The 22,293-nt window shown below is 67.4% G+C and carries 24 protein-coding genes, 1 pseudogene and 1 riboswitch; of the genes and pseudogenes, 4 read left to right on the plus strand and 21 right to left on the minus strand.

Annotated features, from left to right (window positions below; translation table 11 throughout):
- Window positions 1-63: 63 nt before the first annotated feature.
- Entirely contained in the window at window positions 64-564 is a 501-nt protein-coding gene (locus tag ABD017_RS12755) for an NUDIX hydrolase (RefSeq protein WP_343883165.1), read from the plus strand.
- 84 nt (window positions 565-648) lie between these two features.
- Here the strand turns inward: ABD017_RS12755 and ABD017_RS12760 are convergent, their stop codons facing one another.
- The 6 genes from ABD017_RS12760 to ABD017_RS12785 form a co-directional block, all read right to left on the minus strand.
- Entirely contained in the window at window positions 649-2,067 is a 1,419-nt protein-coding gene (locus ABD017_RS12760; RefSeq protein WP_343883166.1) for a M16 family metallopeptidase, read from the minus strand.
- 8 nt (window positions 2,068-2,075) lie between these two features.
- Window positions 2,076-3,467 (minus strand): M16 family metallopeptidase, encoded by a 1,392-nt coding sequence (locus ABD017_RS12765; RefSeq protein ID WP_343883167.1) that lies wholly within the window; start codon window positions 3,465-3,467, stop codon window positions 2,076-2,078.
- A gap of 214 nt (window positions 3,468-3,681) precedes the next feature.
- Window positions 3,682-4,458, minus strand: a complete 777-nt coding sequence (locus tag ABD017_RS12770; RefSeq protein ID WP_343883168.1) for a lipoate--protein ligase family protein — start codon at window positions 4,456-4,458, stop codon at window positions 3,682-3,684.
- On the minus strand, window positions 4,455-4,727 hold the full coding sequence (gene lplB, locus ABD017_RS12775; protein WP_343883169.1) for a lipoate-protein ligase small subunit: 273 nt from the start codon (window positions 4,725-4,727) through the stop codon (window positions 4,455-4,457). The genes ABD017_RS12770 and lplB overlap by 4 nt, the downstream gene beginning before the upstream one ends.
- Window positions 4,728-4,859: 132 nt before the next feature.
- Window positions 4,860-5,747, minus strand: coding sequence for an NAD(P)/FAD-dependent oxidoreductase (locus ABD017_RS12780; RefSeq protein WP_343883762.1), 888 nt, complete (start codon window positions 5,745-5,747; stop codon window positions 4,860-4,862).
- A gap of 4 nt (window positions 5,748-5,751) precedes the next feature.
- The gene (locus ABD017_RS12785; RefSeq protein WP_343883170.1) at window positions 5,752-6,204 is read right to left on the minus strand and encodes an Rrf2 family transcriptional regulator; all 453 of its coding nucleotides are present in this window, start codon (window positions 6,202-6,204) and stop codon (window positions 5,752-5,754) included.
- Window positions 6,205-6,254: 50 nt separating this feature from the next.
- Between ABD017_RS12785 and ABD017_RS12790 the strand changes: the two genes are divergently transcribed.
- Window positions 6,255-6,932: a class I SAM-dependent methyltransferase gene (locus ABD017_RS12790; protein ID WP_343883764.1), complete on the plus strand. Its 678-nt coding sequence runs from the start codon at window positions 6,255-6,257 to the stop codon at window positions 6,930-6,932.
- A gap of 102 nt (window positions 6,933-7,034) precedes the next feature.
- On the opposite strand, the pseudogene ABD017_RS12795 reads toward ABD017_RS12790, so the two are convergent.
- The 4 genes and pseudogenes from ABD017_RS12795 to ABD017_RS12810 form a co-directional block, all read right to left on the minus strand.
- Window positions 7,035-7,789, minus strand: a pseudogene (locus ABD017_RS12795) (oxidoreductase).
- 148 nt (window positions 7,790-7,937) lie between these two features.
- Window positions 7,938-8,570, minus strand: a complete 633-nt coding sequence (locus tag ABD017_RS12800; protein WP_343883171.1) for a methyltransferase — start codon at window positions 8,568-8,570, stop codon at window positions 7,938-7,940.
- 64 nt (window positions 8,571-8,634) lie between these two features.
- Window positions 8,635-9,369, minus strand: coding sequence for an SDR family NAD(P)-dependent oxidoreductase (locus ABD017_RS12805; protein WP_343883172.1), 735 nt, complete (start codon window positions 9,367-9,369; stop codon window positions 8,635-8,637).
- A 59-nt stretch (window positions 9,370-9,428) separates the two neighbouring features.
- Window positions 9,429-10,028 (minus strand): NADPH-dependent F420 reductase, encoded by a 600-nt coding sequence (locus ABD017_RS12810; protein ID WP_343883173.1) that lies wholly within the window; start codon window positions 10,026-10,028, stop codon window positions 9,429-9,431.
- A gap of 127 nt (window positions 10,029-10,155) precedes the next feature.
- On the opposite strand from ABD017_RS12810, the gene ABD017_RS12815 reads away from it, so the two are divergent.
- A complete protein-coding gene (locus tag ABD017_RS12815) occupies window positions 10,156-11,046 on the plus strand; it encodes a LysR family transcriptional regulator (RefSeq protein WP_343883174.1) in 891 nt (296 codons plus the stop codon).
- Between the two features lie 104 nt (window positions 11,047-11,150).
- Here the strand turns inward: ABD017_RS12815 and ABD017_RS12820 are convergent, their stop codons facing one another.
- A complete protein-coding gene (locus ABD017_RS12820) occupies window positions 11,151-12,425 on the minus strand; it encodes an FG-GAP-like repeat-containing protein (protein WP_343883175.1) in 1,275 nt (424 codons plus the stop codon).
- Between the two features lie 176 nt (window positions 12,426-12,601).
- On the opposite strand from ABD017_RS12820, the gene ABD017_RS12825 reads away from it, so the two are divergent.
- Entirely contained in the window at window positions 12,602-13,201 is a 600-nt protein-coding gene (locus ABD017_RS12825; RefSeq protein ID WP_343883176.1) for a PEP-CTERM sorting domain-containing protein, read from the plus strand.
- Between the two features lie 147 nt (window positions 13,202-13,348).
- Here ABD017_RS12825 and ABD017_RS12830 read toward each other — a convergent pair whose 3' ends face one another.
- The 10 genes from ABD017_RS12830 to crcB all read right to left on the minus strand — a co-directional run bounded on the left by ABD017_RS12830 (window position 13,349) and on the right by crcB (window position 22,011).
- Window positions 13,349-14,161: a hypothetical protein gene (locus ABD017_RS12830; protein WP_343883177.1), complete on the minus strand. Its 813-nt coding sequence runs from the start codon at window positions 14,159-14,161 to the stop codon at window positions 13,349-13,351.
- Window positions 14,162-14,358: 197 nt separating this feature from the next.
- Window positions 14,359-14,808, minus strand: coding sequence for a hypothetical protein (locus tag ABD017_RS12835; protein ID WP_343883178.1), 450 nt, complete (start codon window positions 14,806-14,808; stop codon window positions 14,359-14,361).
- Between the two features lie 199 nt (window positions 14,809-15,007).
- Window positions 15,008-17,248, minus strand: coding sequence for a DNA topoisomerase IV subunit A (gene parC, locus ABD017_RS12840; protein WP_343883179.1), 2,241 nt, complete (start codon window positions 17,246-17,248; stop codon window positions 15,008-15,010).
- Window positions 17,249-17,389: 141 nt separating this feature from the next.
- On the minus strand, window positions 17,390-18,262 hold the full coding sequence (locus tag ABD017_RS12845) for a TraB/GumN family protein (protein ID WP_343883180.1): 873 nt from the start codon (window positions 18,260-18,262) through the stop codon (window positions 17,390-17,392).
- Window positions 18,259-18,723, minus strand: a complete 465-nt coding sequence (locus ABD017_RS12850; RefSeq protein WP_343883181.1) for a GNAT family N-acetyltransferase — start codon at window positions 18,721-18,723, stop codon at window positions 18,259-18,261. The genes ABD017_RS12845 and ABD017_RS12850 overlap by 4 nt, the downstream gene beginning before the upstream one ends.
- A gap of 48 nt (window positions 18,724-18,771) precedes the next feature.
- Window positions 18,772-18,936: a hypothetical protein gene (locus ABD017_RS12855; RefSeq protein WP_343883183.1), complete on the minus strand. Its 165-nt coding sequence runs from the start codon at window positions 18,934-18,936 to the stop codon at window positions 18,772-18,774.
- A 57-nt stretch (window positions 18,937-18,993) separates the two neighbouring features.
- Window positions 18,994-19,974, minus strand: a complete 981-nt coding sequence (locus tag ABD017_RS12860) for a hypothetical protein (protein WP_343883184.1) — start codon at window positions 19,972-19,974, stop codon at window positions 18,994-18,996.
- Between the two features lie 86 nt (window positions 19,975-20,060).
- Window positions 20,061-21,179 carry a cyclopropane fatty acyl phospholipid synthase gene (gene cfa, locus ABD017_RS12865; protein WP_343883185.1) on the minus strand — a complete coding sequence of 373 codons (1,119 nt, stop codon included), beginning with the start codon at window positions 21,177-21,179 and terminating at the stop codon, window positions 20,061-20,063.
- An 84-nt stretch (window positions 21,180-21,263) separates the two neighbouring features.
- Window positions 21,264-21,611: a DUF190 domain-containing protein gene (locus ABD017_RS12870; protein ID WP_343883186.1), complete on the minus strand. Its 348-nt coding sequence runs from the start codon at window positions 21,609-21,611 to the stop codon at window positions 21,264-21,266.
- Between the two features lie 13 nt (window positions 21,612-21,624).
- Window positions 21,625-22,011: a fluoride efflux transporter CrcB gene (gene crcB / locus ABD017_RS12875; protein WP_343883187.1), complete on the minus strand. Its 387-nt coding sequence runs from the start codon at window positions 22,009-22,011 to the stop codon at window positions 21,625-21,627.
- Between the two features lie 70 nt (window positions 22,012-22,081).
- A riboswitch (Fluoride riboswitch) is annotated at window positions 22,082-22,179 on the minus strand.
- Between the last annotated feature and the right edge of the window lie 114 nt (window positions 22,180-22,293).

Here is a 22,293-nt window from a genome sequence, read left to right on the forward strand (position 1 = left end):
GCGATGACGGGCGCATCAGCGGTGCAGCGGCTAGACTTGCGGTTTTACGTCAGCGGTTTGCGCATGTCCGCCTCGCCCCCGTATGCCCCCATCGTCGCCACGCTCGGCTACGTGCTGTCGCCGGATCGGCGCCAGGTGCTGATGATCCACCGCAACACGCGTCCGGACGACCACCACCTGGGCAAGTACAACGGCCTGGGCGGCAAGATGGAGCCGGGCGAGGACATTGCCAGCTGCATGCGCCGCGAGATCATGGAGGAGGCCGGCATCGGCTGCGAGTCGATGCAGCTGCGCGGCACGCTGAATTGGCCCGGCTTCGGCAAGCACGGCGAGGACTGGCTGGGTTTCATCTTCGTGATCGACCGCTACAGCGGCACCCCGCTCACCGCCAACCACGAGGGCACGCTGCGCTGGGTGGATCGCGACAAGCTGATGGAGCTGCCGATGTGGGAGGGCGACCGCCACTTCCTGCCGCTGGTGTTCGATGGCGACCCGCGCCCGTTCCACGGCGTGATGCCGTACCAGGATGGGCGCATGCAGTCCTGGTCGTACACGCGGCTGTAGCCGCAGGAGCGCACCCTGTGCGCGATGCTCCGGCAGCTCGGCGCAGAGCATCGTGCACACGGTGCGCTTCTGCGTTCCAGGCGATCAGGGCTTGAACACGGTGAATTCGCCGTACGGTTTCAGCTGCGCATCGATCGCCTTGGGGTCGCCGACGATCACGATGCTCTGGTCCTTGGCGGCGAAATATTTCCGCCCCATCGCCTGCACCTGATCGGCGGTGACCTTGTTGGCCTCGGCCACGTAACTGCCCAGGAACGTCGGCGGCAGGCCGTCGACCCAGTAGTTCGCCAGCGTGGCGGTCAGCGAACCCTGGATCTGGTTGCGCAACAGATAGATGCCGCCGACCAGGCGCTTGGCGCCGGCAAGCTCCTGCTCGCTGGCCGGCTGGCTGGCCATGCTGTCGTACAACTTGGCCAGCTCCGCCAGCGTGGCACCAGTGACCTCGTTGCGCACGTCGACGGTGGCGACCGTGCTGCCACCGGCGCGGTTGGCGCTGTAGCGCGACCACGGGCTGTACGAGTAGCCCTTGTCCTCGCGGATGTCCTGGGTGATGCGGCTGGTGAAGCCGCCGCCCAGGATGGTGTTGGCCACGGTCAGCGGGATGTAGTCCGCATCGCTGGCCGGCACGGCGGGCCGGCCGTAGCGGATGTTGCTTTGCACCGCGCCTTCGCGTGGCACGATCAGCCGTTGTGGTGCCGCCGTGCGCGGTGCCGGTGCGGTATCGGCCAGCGCTTCGCCGCTGGCTTTCCAGCCGCCAAACTGCTGCTGGGCCAGCTTGAATGCCTCGTCCGCGTCGATCCGCCCCACGATCACCAGCAGGGCGCGGTCCGGCCGGAAGCGTGCGTCGTGCAATGACTTCAGCCGCTCGGGCGTCGCAGCCGCGATGCTGGCCTCGTTGAGCGAGTCGCGCGCGTAGGGATGCTCGCCGTAGGCGGCGTGGCCGAACGCGCGCTGCGCCTGCCAGTCCGGATCAGACTCCTGCACCTTCAGGCTCTGCAGCGCGTTGGCCCTGGCCAGGGTGACCTCGTTGGCGGGAAAGCTGGGGTGCAACGCCGTATCGGCCACCAGCTCCAGCAACTGCGGTGCGTGCGAGGACAGCGCGCTGGCGCGGATGTTGACCGCGTCGTCGTCGGCGCTGGCGCGGTAGTCGCCGCCGATCGCCTGCAGCGCTTCGGCGATGCTGCGCGAATTGCGGCTGGCGGTGCCTTCGTTGAGCAGGCCGGCCATCAGCTGCGACAGCGCCGGCGTCGCCGCGTCGTCGGCCGCGGTGCCACCGAGCACGGCCAGCGCCACATCGACCTTGGGCAGGCCATCGCGCGGCACCACCCACACGGTGAGCCCGTTGGGCAGGGTGCGCTGGGCGATCTGCGGGACCGGCAGCGGCTTGTCCGGGCCGTAGGCGGGCAAGTCCTTCGGCAGCGCGGTGGTGGATGCCTGCGCCACGCCGGCGAGGGCCAGGCCGAGCGCGACAGCGAGCGTCTTGAATGTCGTCTTCGTCTTCATGGCGGTCCTCACTTGGCGGATGTCTTGGCGGATGTCTTGGCGGCGGCCGCGGCCGCGGGGCGGCGCACGATCACGCTGCGGTTGGCGTCGGTGAGATAGGTGCGGGCCACGCGCCTGATGTCGTCGGACGTCACCGCCTCGATCCAGCCGGGCATGCGGTTGGCGACGTTCGCATCGCCCCACAGCGTCTGCAGCTTGGCCAGGGTGTCGGCCCGATCCATGAAAAATTCCAGCTGGCCGTACCAGTCCGACAGCATCTTGGTTTTCACGCGCGCCAGGGTGGCGTCGTCGACGCCGTCCTTGGCGACCTTGCCGATCTCCTCGTCGAGCGCGGCCAGCACCTGGTCCGGCGTGGCGTTGGGCTTGTACAGCGCGAACAGGCTCAGCAGGGTGGGGCCGGCGTAGTCGCTGCCGTCACCCAGCGGGTAGTTCACGCCGCCCTCGATGTTGAGCAGCAGCTCGCGGCCCTTGACCAGCCCCTGGTAAAACCGCGAGGCGTCGTCGCCAACCAGCAGCTGCGACAACACCATCATGGGTATCTGGTCCTTGCTGCCGCGCGCGGGCATTTTCCAGCCGATCGCCAGCGCCGGCACCTTGGCCAGCGCGTCGGTCTGTTCCGCATGCCGCGGCTTGGTGTTCAGCGGCTCGGTGACGTCGGGGCGCGGCGGCAGCGCACGCGCGGGCAGCTGGCCGAAGTATTTCTGCGCCAGTGCGAACGCCTGCTCCGGCGTGACGTCGCCGGCGATGCCCAGCACCGCGTTGGCCGGCTGGTAGAAGGTGTCGTGGAAGGTCTTCACGTCGGCGATGGTGGCGTGGTCCAGATCCTTGAACGAGCCGTAGCCGTCGTGGTTGTTGGCCCACTTGTCGAACGCGAGACGGTTGAGGTCGGTCCAGAAGAACAGGCCATACGGCTGGTTCTTCACGTTGACGCGAATCTCCTCCTTCACCACGTTCTGCTGGTTGGCCAGGTTTTTCGCGCTGAAGTCCAGGGACTTCATGCGGTCGGCCTCCATCCACAGGATCGGTGCCAGCGCGGACGACGGTGCCGAGGCGATGTAGTTGGTGTAGTCGGCGCGGGTGGAGCCGTTGAATATGCCGCCGCCACCCTGGATCACCCGCTCGAACGTGCCCTTGGGCGCGTCCGGCGTGCCCTCGAACATCAGGTGCTCGAACAGATGGGCGAAGCCGGTGCGGTTCTGCGGCTCCAGCCGCATGCCGACGTGGTAGACCATGCTGATGCCGACGGTGGGCGAGCTGTGGTCCTCGGAGACCACCACGGTGAGGCCGTTGTCCAGCTTCTTCACCGCGACCGGCAGCTTCCAGGTGTTCGTATCGGCGGCGTGGGCGGTGAAGGCCAGGCACAGTGCCGCGACGAGTGCGGGTAGTCGTAAAGCGCGCATCTACGTCTCCTTGTCAACGCGAAGGGAAGGCCGATCCTCCTGCGATCGACCCGCGTCGACAAGTGACGAATGGGGGAGGGCGCAACGCCCGGCGCCGTTGCGGGAGCGACTTCAGTCGCGATGGTCCCCCTCGGCCACACCGGCCACCCGGGCCAGCATCGCCGCCCGCCTGGAGCAAGCATCGCGGCTGAAGTCGCTCCCACGAGACGAGGGATCACGCCACGTCGGCCAGCCACGCCGGGTTGCCGAACTTGGTGCGAGCGAGCGCCTTGGCCTGGGCCAGTTCATCGGCGCGCAAGTTGCCGTCGGCGAGCCCGTGCAGGCGGCGAAAGGTGGCCACCATGCGCGCGATCACCGCCTCGCGCGGCAAGCCGGTCTGGCTGCGCAACGGGTCCACGCGTTTGGCGGCGCTGGTGGTGCCCTTGTCGGACAGTTTCTCGCGGCCGATCCGCAGCACGTCCAGCATCTTGGCCGCGTCGATGTCGTAGGCCATGGTGACGTGGTGCAGCACCGCACCGCCGCGATGCGCCTGCGCCGCGCCGGCGATCTTGCCGCCTTCGGAGGTGATGTCGTTCAGCGGCTGGTACCAGGCCTTGATGCCCAGTTCGCCCAGCGCCTCGATCACCCACGCATCCATGAATGCGTAGGCCTGCTGGAACGACAGCCCCGCAATCAGCGACAGCGGCGCGTAGATCGAATAGGTGATGGTGTTGCCCGGCTCGATGAACATCGCGCCGCCGCCGGAGATGCGCCGCACGACCTCGATGCCATGGCGCCGTGCGGCAGCCATGTCCACCTCGTTGCGCAGCGACTGGAAGCGGCCGATCACCACCGCGGGCGCGGCCCATTCCCAGAGCCTCAGCGTGGGCGGCCGGCGACCGGCGCCGACCTCGTGGGTCAGCACCTCGTCCAGCGCCATGTGCAAGGTGGGTGATTGCGGTGCAGCGTGGATCAGCTGCCAGCCATGGTCGTGCCAAGCGGTGCGCTTCATGCGGCGTGCCCCGCTTGCAGCGCGCGGTGCACGGCCGCCGCGATGGCTTCGGGCGAGATGCCGTACATCATGACATCCGGCCCGAGGGCATCGTGGATGACGCGGGCAAAGCCGGCCTCGTCCGTCCTGGCGGACAGGCCTTCGAGCGCGGCATCGATGGCACGCAATGCGCTGTCCGGCTCCAGGAAAAAATCACCGCTCAGCTGCACCTGGGCCAGTCGCCCGTCGCGGACATCGAGGTCGATCACCACCAGCTTGCCGCCGGGCATCTTGTACTCGCCATGCATGGACGGCTTTCCTCGGGAAGAAGGACGGGATTATTGCGCGTGATGGGAAGCGGGGTGGGCGAAGGTTCGCCGTCACGATGGCAGCTGGCTCCAGCGCTTGGCGCGCAACTCCATTTACGCGGCCGGCCACACCAGCGACCGATGGATCTGCGCGCCTGCCCACGCGCCATCGGCCACCGCGAGTGAAACCGAGTGCGGCATCCTCGCGGCGTCACCGCAAGCGAACACGCCCGGTACAGTGGTCTCCTTCGTCTCGCCGGTTGATATCTGCAGGCCCATCAATGTCTCTACGAGTTCGCAACCAAGCTGGGTGGCGATCGGCGTGGACGGCTCGTTGTGCGGCGTGGTGAACAAGCCGCCGAAGCGCAGGCGCCGGCCGTCCGTGAGCACGGCATCCGCGTTTCCGTCGATCTCACGAATGAGGGAGGTGTCGATTGTCACGCCACGGCGCGCCAGCTCATCCGCGGCGGCTTGGTCAGGTTCGAACGTGCCGTTGAGGAAGAACGTGGTGTCGCCCCATTCCGGCAGCAGCTGCGCCTGATGGATCGACATCGGGCCGGTGGCGATGACGCCGATGCGGCCCTGGTCCAGTTCATAACCGTGGCAGTACGGGCAGTGGAAGATGCTCTTGCCCCAGCGTTCGGCCAGGCCGGGGATGTCGGGCAACCGATCCGACACACCGATCGCAAGCAGCAACCGTCTAGCCGAATGGGTCTCGCCACCGCAGTCCACCTGAAAGTCGTCCTTCGTACCCGTTGCCCGCTCGACGTGGCCGTCCAGCCAGGCCAGCGTGGGGTAGGCCTCGAGTTGCGCGCGGGCGACGTGAGCCAACTCGGCAGGATCGACGCCGTCCATGCCCAGGAATCCGTGGGAATGGCTGGCGCGGCGGTTGCGCCGCTTGCCACCGTCGATGATGAGTACGCTGCGGCGTGCCCGCAGCAATTGCAGGGCCGCAGCCATGCCCGAATAGCTGCCGCCGACGATGATCACGTCGTGCTTTATCGCGTCATGCTTCATGCCGGTGCCTCGATCGATGGGCGCCATGACGGCGCGTGAAATCCGCGGCCAGCGCGGCCAGGGTGACCGATTCGAAGCGCTGCAGCAGCAGCGCCTCGGCATCGGCGAAAGCGGTGTCGAGCGCCGCATTGATCACCTGCTCGACGAGGCAGGACGGGTGCTCGCTGCGGTTGCCCACGGCGAACAGCGCGGGCTCGCCGAGCGCTTCGTGCAACTGGCGTAGCGTGACCTTGGCCAGATCCGCCGAAATGCGCCAGCCGCCGGCGTGTCCCCGATCCGCCTTGACCAGCCCCGCATCCCGCAACAGGCCCATGGTGCGCCGGACCACGACGGGATGGGTGCCCAGGCACTGCGCCAGTGCGTCGGACGTCATCGGCGTATCGCGCTCGGCCATATGCAGCAGGGCGTGGAGCACGGCGGAAAGTCGGCTGTCTCGTCTCATGTAACAAACGATGTTACGTTAACGCTTCCATGTCAAGCGGCGAGGGCAGCATGTCTTCTTTCAACGATCCACAAGCGGTTGCGCGGTATACGGAGGGACCGCGGCGTCAGGTTCCCGGATTGCATGCACTCCACCGGATGACCGGCCTGCTCCTGCACGAGCACGTGCCGTCCGATGGGCGCGTGCTGGTGCTGGGCGCCGGTGGAGGCCTGGAGCTCAAGGCCTTCGCCGAGACCTACCCGCACTGGCGTCTGCTCGGCGTCGACCCGTCAGCGCCGATGCTGGAATTGGCCGTCCAGACGCTGGGGCCGCTGGCGCCGCGGGTGGAGCTGCTGGAGGGCTACATCGATGCGGTTCCGGCCATCGAATTCGACGGCGCGGTTTGCCTGCTGACCATGCACTTCCTGTCCATCGAGGAACGCCTGCACACGCTGCGTGAGCTGAGGCGCCGGTTGAAGCCCGGCGCCCCGCTGGTGATGGCCCATCACAGCGTTCCCGAGGCACCGGACGAAAAGCTGCGCTGGCTGGGCAGGCACGTGGCTTTCATGACTTCAAACGGCATGCCGGTGGCAAACCCGGCCGCCACGATCGAAGCGATGGCCCGCCGCCTCCCGCTGCTTCCCCCCGAAGCCGAGGTCGGCTTGCTGGAGCAGGCCGGCTTCGAGCGACATGAGCTGTTCTATGCGGCTTTCACGTTCAAGGGGTGGGTGGCGTATGCGGCTTCGTGAAGTCCCCCAACCTCGCGCCTTGATCGGAAGTGCTTGCGCGGCAGACAGGCCGCGTGGATACCGAGCGCCATCGTCTTGCAGGCCGGCGCCATTCGACACGCGTCAACGCGCGGTCATCCCGCCATCGACGCGGTAGTTCGCGCCGGTGAGGAACTTGCCACGATCGGACACGAGCAGCGCGACGACCTCGGCGATGTCCTCGGTGGCGCCGATGCGGCCCAGCGGCAGATGCTGGAGCCAGGCCTCCGTGGAGAATCCCGGAGTCGTCCTGGCGAACTCGTCGGAACCCGGCGTCGCGATGACGCCGGGCGACACGACGTTCACGCGGATTGCCGGCGCGACTTCCAGTGCGAGCGTGCGCGAGTAGTACTCGAGCGCCGCCTTGGCAGCGCCGTAGTGCGCAAAGGGGCCGAACGGCATCGCCGCCGCTGCCGACGAGATGTTCACCACGGCGGCAACCTTCGAGGCCCGCAGCGCGGGGAGCACCGCGTTGGTGAGGCGGATCGCGGCGAAAAGGTTGAGCTCGAAGCTGTCGTGCCATGCCTCGTCGGGAATCGTCGAGGCCCCTTCCAGGAACGCGCGCGCACCGCCCGCATTGTTCACCAGGATGTCGAGGCCGCCGAGCGCCGCCAGCGCCTGTGTCGCGATCAACGCCACGCCTTCGCTCGTGGCGACGTCGCCGGCGACGAAGGTTGCCCGGCGGGCATGGCGTCGTCGGGCTTGCGTGCGGCAATCACGACCCTGGCACCGGCATCGAGCAGGCGCTGCGCGACGACCGCGCCGATGCCGCGCGTGCCTCCGGTGATCAGGGCACGGCGGCCGCCGAGTTCTTTCGAGAGATCGGGATTGTTGGACATGGGAGGTTCCTTTGACGAGGGTTGATGTTGATGGCGCAGTGATCGGCCTGCAGGGCGGTCACGATCGTGTCGTGATGGCCGTGCATCGCCCACGGCCTTCTTGAATTTGGACAGGCCCAGGGAAGTCGGTGATGCGGGCGGCTCGCCGTCAGCGCTTCACGAACCGATAGGCGAAGCGATCGGTCTCGCCCTTGATCGACGGGTCGAACACCTTGAGGGAGTGCGGATCGTCCTTGTTCGCCAGCACGCTGCTTTCGGCGTCCAGCACGAAGCCCGCCGCTTCCACTTCCTCGCGAACGACGGCGGGTTCGATCCGATGCAGCGAGCCGGCGTTGCTTGCGCCCGTCCCGATGGCGGCGACGTGGTCGACGATGACGTAGAACCCGCCGGGCTTGAGCCGCTCATAAACGGCCCGGTTGAAGTCGGCCGGGGTGGCGCCCCGGGTCTGGAGAAGCGCCGCATGGAGATCGTGATAGAACAGGTGCAGCCACACGACATCCGCGGGTGGCGAACTCTCCGGCAGCGCCACGAGGTCCGCCGAGATCGCCCGCACATTCTCTCGCCCCGGTTTCCCGGCCAGCGCGCGGATGCGGCCGACCGGATCGTTGCCGAGATGAGCGACCTCGGCCGGCACGAAGCTGTAGATCCTCCCCTCGGGCCCGACGATGTCGGAAAAGAGGCTGCTCCAGTCACCGTCGCCCGGAAACACGTCGATCACGGTAGAGCCCGCATCGACGCGTGCGAACCTCAACAACTCGGATTGTCTGGCGTGCTGGTACATGGTGGCCTCCGAAGGGGCGTGACTTCTGAAAAGCTCGTGGCGGATGCCGGTCGGGCCTGGCGCGTCAGATCTGCGCCAGGCCACCGTCGACGGCCAGCTCGCTGGCGGTCATGAAGCTGCTGTCGGGCGACGCGAGGAAAGCCGCCGCCGCTCCGATCTCGGCCGGCTCGGCCATGCGTTGCAGCGGATTCATCGAGGCGAATACCTTCATGCCTTCCTCGCCCACCGCCGCCTTCGCCAGTTCGGTCGCCGTCGGCCCGGGCGAAAGCACGTTGACCCGGATGCCGGTGCCTTTCAGGTCCTCCGCCCAGGTCCGCGCGAGGTTGCGCACCGCCGCCTTGCTCGCGCTGTAGACGCCGAATGCCGGGGCACCGGTGGTGCCGGCGCTCGATCCGGTCAGGATGATCGAGCCGCCCTGGCCCATCAGCGGCAGCGCCTTCTGCACCGTGAAGATCGTGCCCTTCACGTTGGTGTCGAAGGTTTCGTCGATGTGTCCGGCAGTGATCTCGCCCAGTGGAAGCAGGCTTCCCGTCCCGGCATTGGCGAAGACGATGTCGAGCGTGCCGCGCTCGGCCTTCACCGCCGCGTAGAGGCGGTCCAGGTCGGCCAGGTCGGAAACCGAGCCCTGCACCGCGCGGGCGTTGGGGCCCAGCTCGGCGACCGCGGTGTCGAGCACCTCCTGTCGGCGCCCGAAGATGAAGACGAAGGCACCTTCCTCGATGAAGCGTTTTGCTGCCGCGCGGCCGATGCCGGTGGCGCCGCCGGTGATCACGGCGGTCTTTCCATTCAATTTGCTCATGGCATGAATTCCTGGTTGGAGGGGGCTGGCCGCGATCCTGTCGTGACGGCCGTACGCACTTACGGCTCCTGCTTGAACAGGTCCTGGAAAATCAGCGGGCCCCAGACCGGACCGCGTGCCTGCACCAGCGTGCCGCCCTCGTCGAACTTGCCGAGATTGACGGGGGCGAAGCCGAGCCGCCTGGCAAGGTCCGCCACGTCCGCGGTGGCGGCCGCGTCGTCGCTCGACAGGAACACGACCCTATGGCCGCCCTCGACGTTCGGGTCGGCGGCCAAAGTGCGCGCCAGCAGGTGGTTGAAGCCCTTGACCAACCCGGCGCCCGGGAACGACCTGGCGACGAAGGCGGAGGAGGGGAGCCCGTCGAGTGTTTCAACGGGGGCGTTCGTGTTCATCGCGTCGATGATCGTTTTGCCCCGCCAGTCCGGGAGCGCCCTGGCGACGTCGCGATGCCCCTCGAACAGCACCGCCAGGATGATCACGTCCGCCTTGACGGCTTCCTGCAAGGTCCTGGGGATGACCTTGGGCCCGATCGCCTGCGCCTGCGGCAACAGGTCTTCCGGCCGCCGCCGGCTGGCGACCGTGACTTCGATGTTGTTGCGAGCAAAGGCGCGGGCGAGCGCCTGGCCGATGGAACCGAAACCGATGATGGCGTAGCTCATGGGGATGATCCTTTTCAGTGGAGTGATCCGACCCGTGCAGGCCGGTTGCCCGAACGATCTGGGTCGCTTGACCAATCAACACAATTGACGAAAGATCGCTTGATACGATCTACTTTTTGGATGGCTCGTGCTCGACAACGTCACCATCAACCAGCTGCGCGCGTTCGTCGCGGTATGCGACCAGGGCAGCTTCTCGGGCGCGGCGCGCAAGCTCGTGCGCGCGCAGTCGGCCATCAGCCACGCGATCAAGGCGCTGGAAAGCGCGTTCGACGTCGAGCTGTTCGAGCGCAACACGCGCAAGGCGCAGCTCACCGCGGCAGGGCGCAGCCTGCTGCCGGACGCACGGGCGGTGATCTCGCGCACGGAGGAAATGAAAAACCGCGCCGGCGCCATCGCGAAGGCGGGCGTGCCGCAGGTGTCGGTCGCCGTCGACGCCTATTTCCCGCGCCGCCACCTGGTCGACTGCCTGCGCACCCTGCAGGGCGAGTTCCCCACCGCCGCGATCAACCTGCGCATCACCACCATGCAGGGCGGCGAAAACCTGGTGCTGGAAAAAGTATGCGCCCTGGCCGTCACCATCGAGAACGTGCCGGAGGTGAATCCGGACGCCATCGAACGCCACTGGCTGCGCGAGGAGGGCATGGTGACCGCCTGCGCGCCAGGCCATCCGCTCGCTTCGACGCCAGCGCCCATCCCGATGGACGAGTTTGGCCGCCACCCGCAGATCGTCGTCACCGACAACCAGCCCGGCGCGGAAAAGACCCAGCACGGCGTCGCCGGCAAGCGCCAGTGGCTGGTCAACGACCTCGGCGCCAAACGCGATCTGCTGAAGGCCGGCCTCGGCTGGGGGCACTTGCCACGGCATCTCGTGGACGAGGATCTGGCCAGTGGCCAACTGGTGGAGCTGGAGCGCCGTGCCTGGCACATGGGGCCGCTCACCTTCGTGATCTCGCGACGGCGCGGACACGATCTGTCGGCCTGCGAGGAGCGGCTGGTGGAGTTGCTGGGGGAGGGCTAGTTTCGTGCGGGTGGCGGCGTAACCCGCAAGAGGCGGCGTCGTCCGACGCAGGCGTTCGTCAAGGCAAGGAACGGCGCAAGGTACGCGGCTGTCCTGACGTGATTTCAGTTTTCTTTCGGGCGGCAGGAATTCACGTACAACGCGCTGGGCGCGCCGGAACGCGCAGCCACGATGTCCGGGCAGTCGTCGCCGGTCATATCGCCGATCGCCAGGCCATACATGGCGCCGGCGCCATCGCCGAAGCGGATGTTCTGGAAGCTTCGGCCGTCGCCGCGATTGATCAGCACCACGCCGGGCGTGGCCTGGTTGCCGAGCACCATGTCGATGCTGCCGTCGCCGTTGAGGTCGGCCGTGGCGATCGAGTACACGTCGTCGTTTTCATCACCCGCCGCGATCGGAGCGGGAAACCGTCCCTGGCCCTGGTTGAGATAGATGAGCGCGCCGCCTTGATCGTCGCCCATGATCAGGTCGGGCAGGCCGTTGCCGTCCAGATCCCCCACCGCCACGGCGCGGGTCGCGGACTTGGCCGGGCCGATGGGCTGCTTCGTGTTGAAGTGGCCCGTTCCGTCGTTCGGAAAGATGTAGCTTTGACCGCCATCACGATGCGGGACGACCAGGTCGATGGTTCCATTGCCGTCGAAATCCGCGGCGGCGATCGTCGTTGCCGATTCCCCCGACAGCACGACGCAGGACGGAAAGCGTCCGCCGCCGTCATTGAGACAGACCTGATTCTTGCTGAGGTTATGCGGTCCGCCGCGGTTGGCGACAATGATGTCAGCCCGATGATCGCCATTGAGGTCGGCGAGAGTGATGTTGCGCGTCGACCAATTCGCCTCGCCGAACGTGCTGGCCTGCGTGAAGTGGCCGTGCCCGTCGTTGAAGTAGATCCGCTTCGTGTCGGGGCGGTCGTTGCCCACTGCCAGGTCCAGGTCGCCATCCCCATCCAGATCCGCCAGGGCGGCCGTGTAACTGCGATCCGCCGTGGCGTCCAGCGCATGCCGGTCGTCGAAGTGGCCGTGGCCGTCGTTGAGCAGGACCAGGTCGTGCAGCGGCCAGTGCCGGCCTTTCGCCAGGACGATGTCCGGATCACCGTCGCCGTCCAGGTCGCCGATGCTGGCGTTCGCCGTGGTTTCAGCAACGTTCTCGAGAAACACGGCCCGATTGAAATCGGGGCGGTACGCCACCGCTTTGTGCGCCGGTTCGCGTTGCAGACCCTGGCACCCGGCAAGCAGCACAAACGCGACAACCAGCGCCCAGCGACTGCCCGCCCCGACGGCCGCCAGGGAGGCGATACGGATCTTCATGCGGCGTCCCCTATTCGTCCGCGCCAGGCCGGCGCGAGTTCGAAGTGTAGGCGGTTCGTGCGGCTGTTCGGGCAATGGCGCCAGCGGGCGATGGTGTGCCATGCCATTGTCCGGCAACCTGTCGGATGGTCTTACAGTTTCCGCGAATCGCTGCCGTGTGGTTTCACACAAGGCATTGAAAATCGGTGGGTGATCGGACGGCATGGACAGTGCATGAGCCTGGGCTGCCCAAGGCGAAATGGAGGGTCACCATGCAACGTCCAATTCTTGCTTTTGTCGCTGCGGCGTTGTTGCTGGTCGCTTCATACAGCGCAAGCGCCACCGCGGTGTATTCGTGGCAACCGCTGACGCCAGGGGTGGATCCCGTAGGCGACGATTTCCTGTTCGTCGAGGGAAAGATGGTTGCGACGGCACCGCTGCAGTACGAAGTGTCTCTTCCTTCCCTTATTCCCGGCGTGGACTACCACAGTCCATTTTCGTTGCTTACCTTGTCTGTCCAGGGGGGCTACGGCTTCTACCTGGGCCCGAATCTGACCGGAAACCTGGGCGCCGTGTACCTTTCCATGGACATGACGCCGATTGGCAGTGGGGTCGGCAGCCTTTTGAAGGGATCGTTGCAGGCGAACAATGCGGGAATGGATTTCTACATGACATCGAGCGACGGTGTCTGGTCGATCGGGGCCGCGCATTCGGACTTTCCCACCTGCTTTTCCAGCCCATGGTGTAGCGGTGGAACGGGGCGGTGGGTGCTCACGGAGGTGCCGGAGCCGCGGTCCCTCGGGATTGTTTTTCTCGCGCTGGGCGCTTTGGGGATGATGCTGCTGGCAAGGCGACGCGCTTCTTCCACGTGAACGCGCCTGGGGGCGCGGCACGCGCCAGTGTCGAGATGCACGGAACCTGGGGACGAAACGCTGCGCGACATGACGCACGCGAACCCTTTCGCCGCGGACAGGCACGTGGCGTCGATGCCCGGCGGCTCGCCCATCGGCCGGTGCCGCTCAATGCAGATGGATCGTCGGCCCCAGCACCACGGCAAAAGCCACCGTCACCAGCACGCCGAGGATGATCAACACCGGTTCGCGGCCGATGTGGAAGTCCTGGGCGGGCAGGGTCGAGCGGCGGGCGTAGGCGACGTTGAACAGGCCCGCCGTGCCGCCGAACGACGCGGCGATGGCCGAGGTCAGCGTGATCACCATGCCAAGCGGATTGAACAGGCTGACCAGCAACGCGCTCACCCCGCCGACCACGTACAGCGTCATCGCGGTCTGCCGTTGGGTGCGCGCCGCCTGTTCGCCGCCGCCGAGCATCGCCCCGAGCATGCGGATGGCGGCGCGAACGACCTGGATGTAGGCAACGAGGCCAGCCACGAACAGCACGACCCGCCACAGCCACGGCCAGGGCAACGGCCCCAGCCCGCCGCCCACGTCCGGGCCCCAGTCGCCGAGATTGGTGACGCCGGAGAACATCCAGTAGCCGGCGGCCACCATGCCTTTCACCGTGAACACCGCCCATGCCACCAGGCGCGGCAGCGGCCGACGCAGGCGGCGCCAGGCCAGGTAGGCCAACACGGCCAGCACCACATCCATGCCGGTGCCGGCCATCGCCACGATGCGGCTGGACCAACCCTGCGTACCGGGACACTCGACGTAATACGCGCCCAGTTCGCCGGGCTGGTGTCCGGTGGCAACGCAGGCCACGGCATGGCCAAGCAGCTCGTGCGCCATCGTGAGCAATGGCAGCAGCAACAAGGCCAGGCCCGCCAGGGTCCACCGATCGATCCACGGGCGCGGGTGCGTGTCGTCCTTCGTCATCGCCGATTCCCCTTGAGACATGCCTCAGGATCCCGCGCACGCCGCATGCAAACCAGTGCGGGTCACAGGTATCTGGCCTGACAGGTGTCAGGCACGCCGCACGATAGCGCCTGGGAATGCGCCTGTCCTCGGGCCGTCGCGATCAAGCCGCGTCGATGCCGGCTCCCCCGCCGCGGGCCACGCGTCGGGCAGCGGCCTCAACGCCCGCGGTGATCGCGGTCGGGGAAATGGCTGCGGCTGCCGCCGACCGAAATGCTGACGCCGCCGGAGGGCTCGTCGCAGCTGCCGAACGCCTGGCTGACGCTGACGTGGCCCGAATTCCAGTTGCCGGTACCCATGTGGCTGCCGGTGACGATGCCGGTGCCGACGCTGCCGTGGACTTGCGGCTGGTTGTAGGTGGAGTCGTCGCAGTCGGGGGCTCCGGCAACCGGCTCGGTATTGCCCATGCGGCCGCTGGTGTCGCCGTAATAGACGCCCGGTGCGTCGCCTGCGGTTTTCGGGGTTGGCGGCTGCGGCGCGGTGGCGCTGGCGGCAGGCAGATCGCCGGGTGGCAGCTTCAGATTCAGCGGCTTGCCGGCGGTCTGCGCCCACGCCGTGGTGGCCAGCAGGCTGGCAGCGATGGCGACGAGGTGCCGTTGGATGTTCATGCGTACTCCGGGTGGATACCAGCGCCAACGCGCGAGCTGCGGTTGGCGTGCACATCCGGGTTGGAAAGGTGGGGCGGCGACAAGTTCCGATAGCCGCCGCGAACCCTCCGTTATCTGTAGGAGCGCACCCTGTGCGCGATGCTTTCATGACCCGACGAAGAGCTATCGCGCACAGGGTGCGCTCCTACAACAGCTTCGATCACCCGGTGGTTTCGATGCGCTCCACGCGGCGCAAGCCGCGCGGCAGCAGGCCGCCGCGGCTGGCGCGGGTGCCGCCGTATTCCACCAGGTCGGCCCAGCGCAGGGTGAGCTTGCGCTGGCCGGCGTAGAGCGTGACCTCGCCCTTGCTTTCGGCCACCACGGCGACGCCGGCCACGCGTTCCTCGCCACTGGCGAGCTTGGCCTTGGGGATTTCGATCAGCTTGTTGCCCTTGCCCTTGTCCAGCTCGGGCAGCTCGGCCACCGAGAACATCAGCAGGTGGCCTTCGGTGGTGACCACCACGATGCGGTCGCGGGCGGGGTCGGCGCTGATCTGCGGTGCCAGCACGTGCGCGCCGTCGCTGAGGCTGATGATCTGCTTGCCGGCCTTGTTGCGGCCGGTGAGCGCCTCGAAGCGGGTGACGAAGCCGTAGCCGAAATCGGTGGCCAGGATCAGCCGCGTGGCGTTGTCGCCGGCAACCATGGCGTCGAAGCTGGCGCCGGCCGCGGGGCTGAAGCGGCCGGTCAGCGGCTCGCCGTTGCCGCGCGCCGAGGGCAGCGTGTGCGCGGGCGTGGAGTAGGCGCGGCCGGTGGAATCGATGAACGCCACCTGCTGCGTGGTGCGCGCCTTCACCGCGGCCAGCAGGCCGTCGCCTTCGCGGTAGTTCAGGCCCTCGGCGTCCACGTCGTGGCCTTTCGCGGCACGCGCCCAGCCTTTCTGACTCAGCACCACGGTGACCGGTTCGCTGGCCACCAGCGCGCTTTCGTCCAGCGCCTGGGCGGCGTCGCGCTCGACCAGTGGCGAGCGGCGGTCGTCGCCGAACTTGGCCGCGTCGGCGCGCAGTTCCTCCTTCAGCAGGCTTTTCAGCTTGGCCGGCGATTTCAGCAGCACGTTGATGCGCGCGCGCTCCTCTTCCAGCTGGTCGGCCTCGGCGGAGATCTTCATTTCCTCCAGCCGGGCCAGCTGGCGCAGGCGTGTTTCGAGGATGTAGTCGGCCTGCTCGTCGCTGAGCCTGAAGCGGGCGATCAGCACCGGCCTGGGCTCGTCCTCGGTGCGCACGATGCGGATCACTTCGTCCAGATTGAGGTAGGCGATGCGCAGCGCTTCGAGCAGGTGCAGACGGCGCTCCACCTTGGTCAGCCGGTTCTGCAGGCGGCGGGTGACGGTGCTGGTGCGGAAGCTCAGCCACTCGGTGAGGATGCGCTTGAGGTTCTTCACCTGCGGGCGCCCGTCCAGGCCGATCATGTTGAGGTTGATGCGGAAGCTCTTTTCCAGATCGGTGGTGGCGAACAGGTGCTGCATCATCTCGTCGGCATCGACGCGGTTGGAGCGCGGCACGATCACCAGGCGGATGGGGTTCTCGTGATCGGACTCGTCGCGCAGGTCCTCGATCATCGGCAGCTTCTTGGCGCGCATCTGCGCGGCGATCTGCTCCAGGATCTTCGACGGGCTGACCTGGTGCGGCAGCGCGGTGATCACGATGCTGCCTTCCTCGCGGCGATACACGGCGCGGGCGCGCACCGAGCCGGTGCCGTTCTCGTACATCGCCAGCAGGTCGCCGCGCGGGGTGATGATCTCGGCCTCGGTGGGATAGTCCGGCCCGCGCACGTGCTCGCATAGGTCGGCCACGGTGGCGTCGGGATCGTCCAGCAGGCGGATGCAGGCGCTCACCACCTCGCGCAGGTTGTGCGGCGGGATGTCGGTGGCCATGCCCACGGCGATGCCCATGGAACCGTTGAGCAGCACGTGCGGCACGCGCGCAGGCAGCCAGCTGGGCTCCTCCAGCGTGCCGTCGAAGTTCGGCACCCAGTCCACCGTGCCGTGCGCCAGCTCGCCCAGCAACGCCTCGGCGATCGGGCTGAGCTTGGATTCGGTGTAGCGCATCGCCGCGAAGCTTTTCGGATCATCCGGCGAGCCGAAGTTGCCCTGGCCGTCCACCAGCGGATAGCGGTAGGAGAACGGCTGCGCCATCAGCACCATCGCTTCGTAGCACGAGCTGTCGCCGTGCGGATGGAACTTGCCGATCACGTCACCGATGGTGCGAGCGGATTTCTTCGGCTTGGCGGTGGCGGCCAGGCCCAGCTCGCTCATGGCGTAGATGATGCGCCGCTGCACCGGCTTCAGGCCGTCGCCGACGAAGGGCAGGGCGCGGTCCAGCACCACGTACATCGAGTAATCGAGATAGGCCCGCTCGGCGTATTCCTTCAGCGGGATCTGTTCGTAATTGGCTTGCAGGTTCATGCAGTTGCATCATTCGGTCGGCGCGCAGGCTGCGCGGTTAACCGGTCGATGGTGCCAGAAAGCGCCCGTTTCTTGTAGGAGCGCACCCTGTGCGCGAGCTTTCGCGATGTGGCGGAAAGCCATCGCGCACGGGGCGCGCTCCTACAGGCGTGGCGTTTCGATGCCCTGCTTGTTCAACTGCGCCTGCACGCTGTCCGGGCCGGCCAGGTGGGCGGCGCCGACGGCGATGAAGATGGTGCCGGGCTGTTGCAGCATGGCGGCGATCTTCGTTGCCCAGGCCTGGTTGCGCGCCACCAGCAGCCGTTGATAGAGCTCCGGTGCGGTCTGGCGCATGTCCTCGTCCTCGAGCCGGGCGATGGCGGCGACGTCGCCGTTCTTCCAGGCGTCGATCACTTCGTCCAGCTGGGCTACCCCCTTGTCCACATCGCGCATGGCCGAACGCAGGAAGTCCAGTTGCACCGCATGGGGCATGTCGGCCAGGAAGCGCATCTGCTGTTCGGCGGTTTCCAGGCCCAGCACCGTTTTGCCGGCCGCGGCCATGCGCGCCTGCAACTGCTTGTCCACGCCGTGTTCCGGATCGAGCCCGGCCTTGAGCAGGGGCGCGGTGGTCAGGGTCAGCGCGGCCAGCCACGGGCGCATCATGTTCAGCGCCTGCATGCCGCCGGGCACGCCGGCCTTGGTGGCGGCCGTACTCAAGCGCAGTTGCTCGGCAGCGTCGAGCTGGCTCGTCAGCGGATGCGCCGCGTCCATCCCGTAGCGCAGCACCAGCGCCATCATGTTGGCCGGGTCGTCGTCGGTCAACTCGATGTAGAGCGTCTGGCTGTCGGCCACCGCGCGGTCCAGCGTGTCGTTGTGCCAGTCGGTGTCGTTCGGCAGCAGGTGCACGGTGCCGAACAGGTAGATCGTGGTGTCGGCATCCTTGGCCACCCACAGCGCGGGTTTTGCCGTTGCGCAAAGGCTGGCCAGGAACAGGGCGGCGCCAGCGAGCAGGCGCAGGGCGATCGGGGGCTTCATGGCGTCGGCATTTCCCGGGTCATGAACACGCTGTACGGATCGTCGACGTAGTCGGCGAACGGCGCGCAAGGCTGGAAGCCGAAGCGGGCATAGAGCCGGCGGGCCGGGGCGAACGCTTGCGCCGATCCGGTCTCCAGGCTCAGCCGCCGGTACGAGCGGCGGCCGGCCTCGTCGATGATGTGCTGCAGCAGCCGCGCCGCCACGCCCTTGCGCAGGTGGGCCGATACCGTGCGCATCGACTTGATCTCGCCGTGCTCGCCATCGAGTTGCTTCAGCGCGCCGCAACCGAGCAGCTCGTCACCCTCCCACGCGCTCCAGAAGGAGACATCGGGCTGGCGCAATCCGTCGAGGTCGAGCGCATGGACACTTTCCGGTGGCGAGTGCCGTGCCATGCCCTGCAGGTGTTCGCGCAGCAGCTCGGTGATTTGCGCGCTGGTGAGGTCGTCGAGGCGGATGTCCATGGGGCTCGGCTTTGCGGCAGGGAGAGGTGCGGCGGGGCGCAGACGCCGTCAATTATGCGGCGTCTTGCCCGCAACTTCCGCGATGAAATGCGCGATCGCGTGTCTCGCGCGATGCGCCGACCTTGCCGAGTAGACCCGCCGCGCTGTGGGGTCGGTGCCCGCGTCCGGGTTGTCGAAAGCATGGTGCGTCTGGCTGAAGAGTTCGAAGCGCACGTCGTTGCCGGTACGTCCATCTCGGCGATGGCGGCGAGTCAGGGCGGCCAGCGAGCACTATTTCGACGCATCGGACACTGCCACGGTGCAACTGCCGGTGCAGCGGAACCAGGCGGCGGCGTGCGGGTAGTCGATCGTCAGGCGGAATCGCGCGAGCACGTTGGCGCCGATCGCGCCTTCGGGCGAGGCATCCATGAGGCTGGCCATCATGCCGTGGAAGGCCCGGTCCGGTCGTTCGGTGAACCACACCGGACCCACCGACCATCCGGCGATCTCCACCACCGGCACCTCGATCAATCGCGCCTTGAAGCGCGGCGCCATGAGGTCATCGCCGTCCTCCACGATGACCCACCCGGGATGCGCCTTGTGCCAGCTTTCCAGCATGCTCGTGGTGATGTAGCTGGTGACGCCAAAGCCGTTCACGGTCTCGGTGCCGGCGGCAGCCTTGCCGGCGGGCGTGGGGTGCGCAGTGGCGCCGGTGTCCAGCAGCATGTCCAGCGGTTTGCCGTCGATGTGCACCACGATGCGCGGGAAGTGCTGCATCACCTTGCCGTGCGTATCGGTCTGGAAACCGAGCGGGGTGCGGTGGGCGGCGGGGTCGGGATGCCAGTTGCCGCCTTCCACCCGCAACTGGCGCGCGGGGTAGTCGAACGTCCAGACCCGGCTGCCGAGGTAGGCCGCGCCGAGCTGACCGTCGTCCGGGTACGGGCCGGGGTTGACCAGCAGCTTGCCCGCGCACGGGCCCTCCGGTGGCGGCAATGGCTGGCCCGAGCGATAAGGTGGTGGCGTGGCCACCATGAGAGCGTCGCCCTCGACCATGCAGGTGCCGGTCTTCAGGCCGAGCCGTTGCGCGGCCTTGGCCGACAGCCAGTACATCCCGGCCGCGCCGCCGCCACCGGTATCCACCAGCAGCCGCAACGAGGCGCCATCCACGGTCTGCGGCGTGGCGTAGAAATGTCCGGCTTCGTAGTGCGTGGGAAGCGCCTGCGCCGGGGTGGCGCTGGTCAGCGCCAGGGCGGCCGTCCATATCGTGATCATCGGAATCCTCCAGCGCCGGTGTCGTTGCCATGCCGGTGCCGCGGCTTCGCCGTGGTGGCCCGTCGCGGCGCCGACGGTTCGTTTCCTCAGCGCGGCACGCGGTAGCCACCGGGCACGCCGCGCGCGCTGAGGGTGAGTTGCCACAGCTGGTCGCGACGGCTGCGGAAGACGGCAGCCGAGGTGCTCAGGTAGAAGCGCCACATGCGGCGGAAGCGTTCGTCGTAGTGCGCCGGCAAGGAGTCCCAGGCCGCTTCCACGTTGGCGTACCAGGCCATCAGGGTGCGGTCGTAGTCGGGGCCGAAGTTGTGCCAGTCCTCGACCACGAACAGGCCTTCCAGCGCGCTGGTGACCTGGCTGGCGGCGGGGATCACCGAGTTGGGGAAGATGTATTTCTCGATCCACGGGTCAGGTTGCGCGGGTGCGCCATTGGTGCCGATGCAATGCAGCACCGAGAGTCCGCCCTCCCTGAGGCAGCGGTCCACGGTTTCGAAATACGCGCGGTAGTTCTTGCCGCCCACGTGCTCGAACATGCCGATCGAATACACCGCATCGAAACGCTCGTCGATGTCGTGGTAATCCTGCAGGCGGATCTCGATGGGCAGGCCGGCGCACAGCTCGCGGGCGAACTCGGCCTGCTGCCGCGACACGGTGATGCCCACGCCGCTGACGCCGTAGTTTTCCGCCGCGTATTTCAGCGCCTCGCCCCAACCGCAGCCGATGTCCAGCACGCGCTGGCCCGGTTGCAGCTGCAGCTTGCGGCAGACCAGGTCGAGCTTGGCCGCCTGCGCGTCGTCGAGATTGTCGGCGGCCGCCCAGTAGCCGCAGGAGTACACCAGCCGCTTGCCCAGCATGGCCTGGAACAGGTCGTTGCCCAAGTCGTAGTGCGCCTTGCCGATCTCGAACGCGTGCTCGCCGCGTTGCAGGTTGATGAAGCGCGCCTTCAGGTGGGCGATCACCGCCTCGAAGGTGTGCAGCTTCTGGTCCAGCCCGGAGCGCAGCATGCGGGTGAACATGCCGGGCAGGTCGGCGGCGTCCCACCAGCCGTCCATGTAGGCCTCGCCCAGGCCCAGTGACCCGTGGGCGAACACGCGTGGATAAAGCCGCTCGTCGTGCACCTGGATGTCGGTGGGTGCGGGGCCGTTGATGGTGATGCCGGCGCCCTGCAGCAGTTCGCTGGCGCGATCCTTCAAGCTGTCCTGGCTCATGCTTTTCCTCGCGGAGTGAAACAAACAGTCGTCAGCGCCGGGTGGAGGGCTCCCGGCGTGCGCAAACGTCGATGCGCGCAGTGTTCATCGGGTTTTGGCCGCTCCCAGCACGCCATAGTTCGCCGGCGACCGTGCATAAACCGTGTCGATGCCTGCCGCGCGCACGCGCTCCAGCAGCAGGTCGGCCTGGCTCTCGCGCAGCAGGAATTCCACCTTCACCGGCAGGTCGTCGGCCAGCTCGAAGAACTGCTCCTCGCGCAGCACGCCATGGCGGCCGAAACCGGCGATGGCACGAAACACCGAGCCGCCGCCGAGGCCGTCGCGGCGGGCCTGCTCCAGCAGCCATTGCGATACCAGCATGCCGTCGTGGCGTGCACGCACGTGGCAGTAGAACGTCAGGTGCACGCCTTGTTGCAGGTTGTCCTGGTTCATGCCGGTTCCCCGATCAATGGCGCAGCACGCTGCGGGTGAGGGCGATGCCTATTACGGTCATGCCGATCGAGCCGACCAGGTGCAGCGCCACGTGGCCGCTGAACCACAGGTATTGCTGGCGCAGCAGCAGCGTGGCCGATTCCGCCGAGAAGGTCGAAAACGTGGTCAATCCGCCAAGAAAGCCGGTGAACACGAACAAGCGCAGTTCCGGCGAGAGCGTCTGAAAATGATCGAACACGCCCATCACGCAACCCATCAGCAAGCCGCCGACCAGGTTGGCCGCGAGCGTGCCCAGCGGCAGCGTGGGAAACAGGGGGTTGAGCGCCATCCCCAACAGCCAGCGCGACCAGCAACCGATGGCGCCGCCAAGGCCGATCGCAACGAATCCGGTAACACCCACGAGCGCGTCTCCTGACCAATGGAAGTGTCCGGTTGCCGCGGCGGCAGGCACGCCTGCGCCGCCGGAAACCGGTGGTGCAGGCATCATCAGCCCCTGCAACGATGCGGGGCGGTTGGTTCCATCGAACGCGTTCGACGGAACGGGAGGCATGCCATCTCCCGGAGCGGCCATGCTAGGAGCCGGGGCGATGGAAACGCAAGCGCGGCGGCGTTGTTCCGGGCCGCTCCCACAGGCGACGCCGTACCGCCACATGATCCATGCAGACCGCACGCTGGCTACAAT

The sequence above is a fragment of the Rhodanobacter caeni genome, assembly GCF_039523575.1.
GTDB classification, from domain to species: Bacteria; Pseudomonadota; Gammaproteobacteria; order Xanthomonadales; family Rhodanobacteraceae; genus Rhodanobacter; species Rhodanobacter caeni.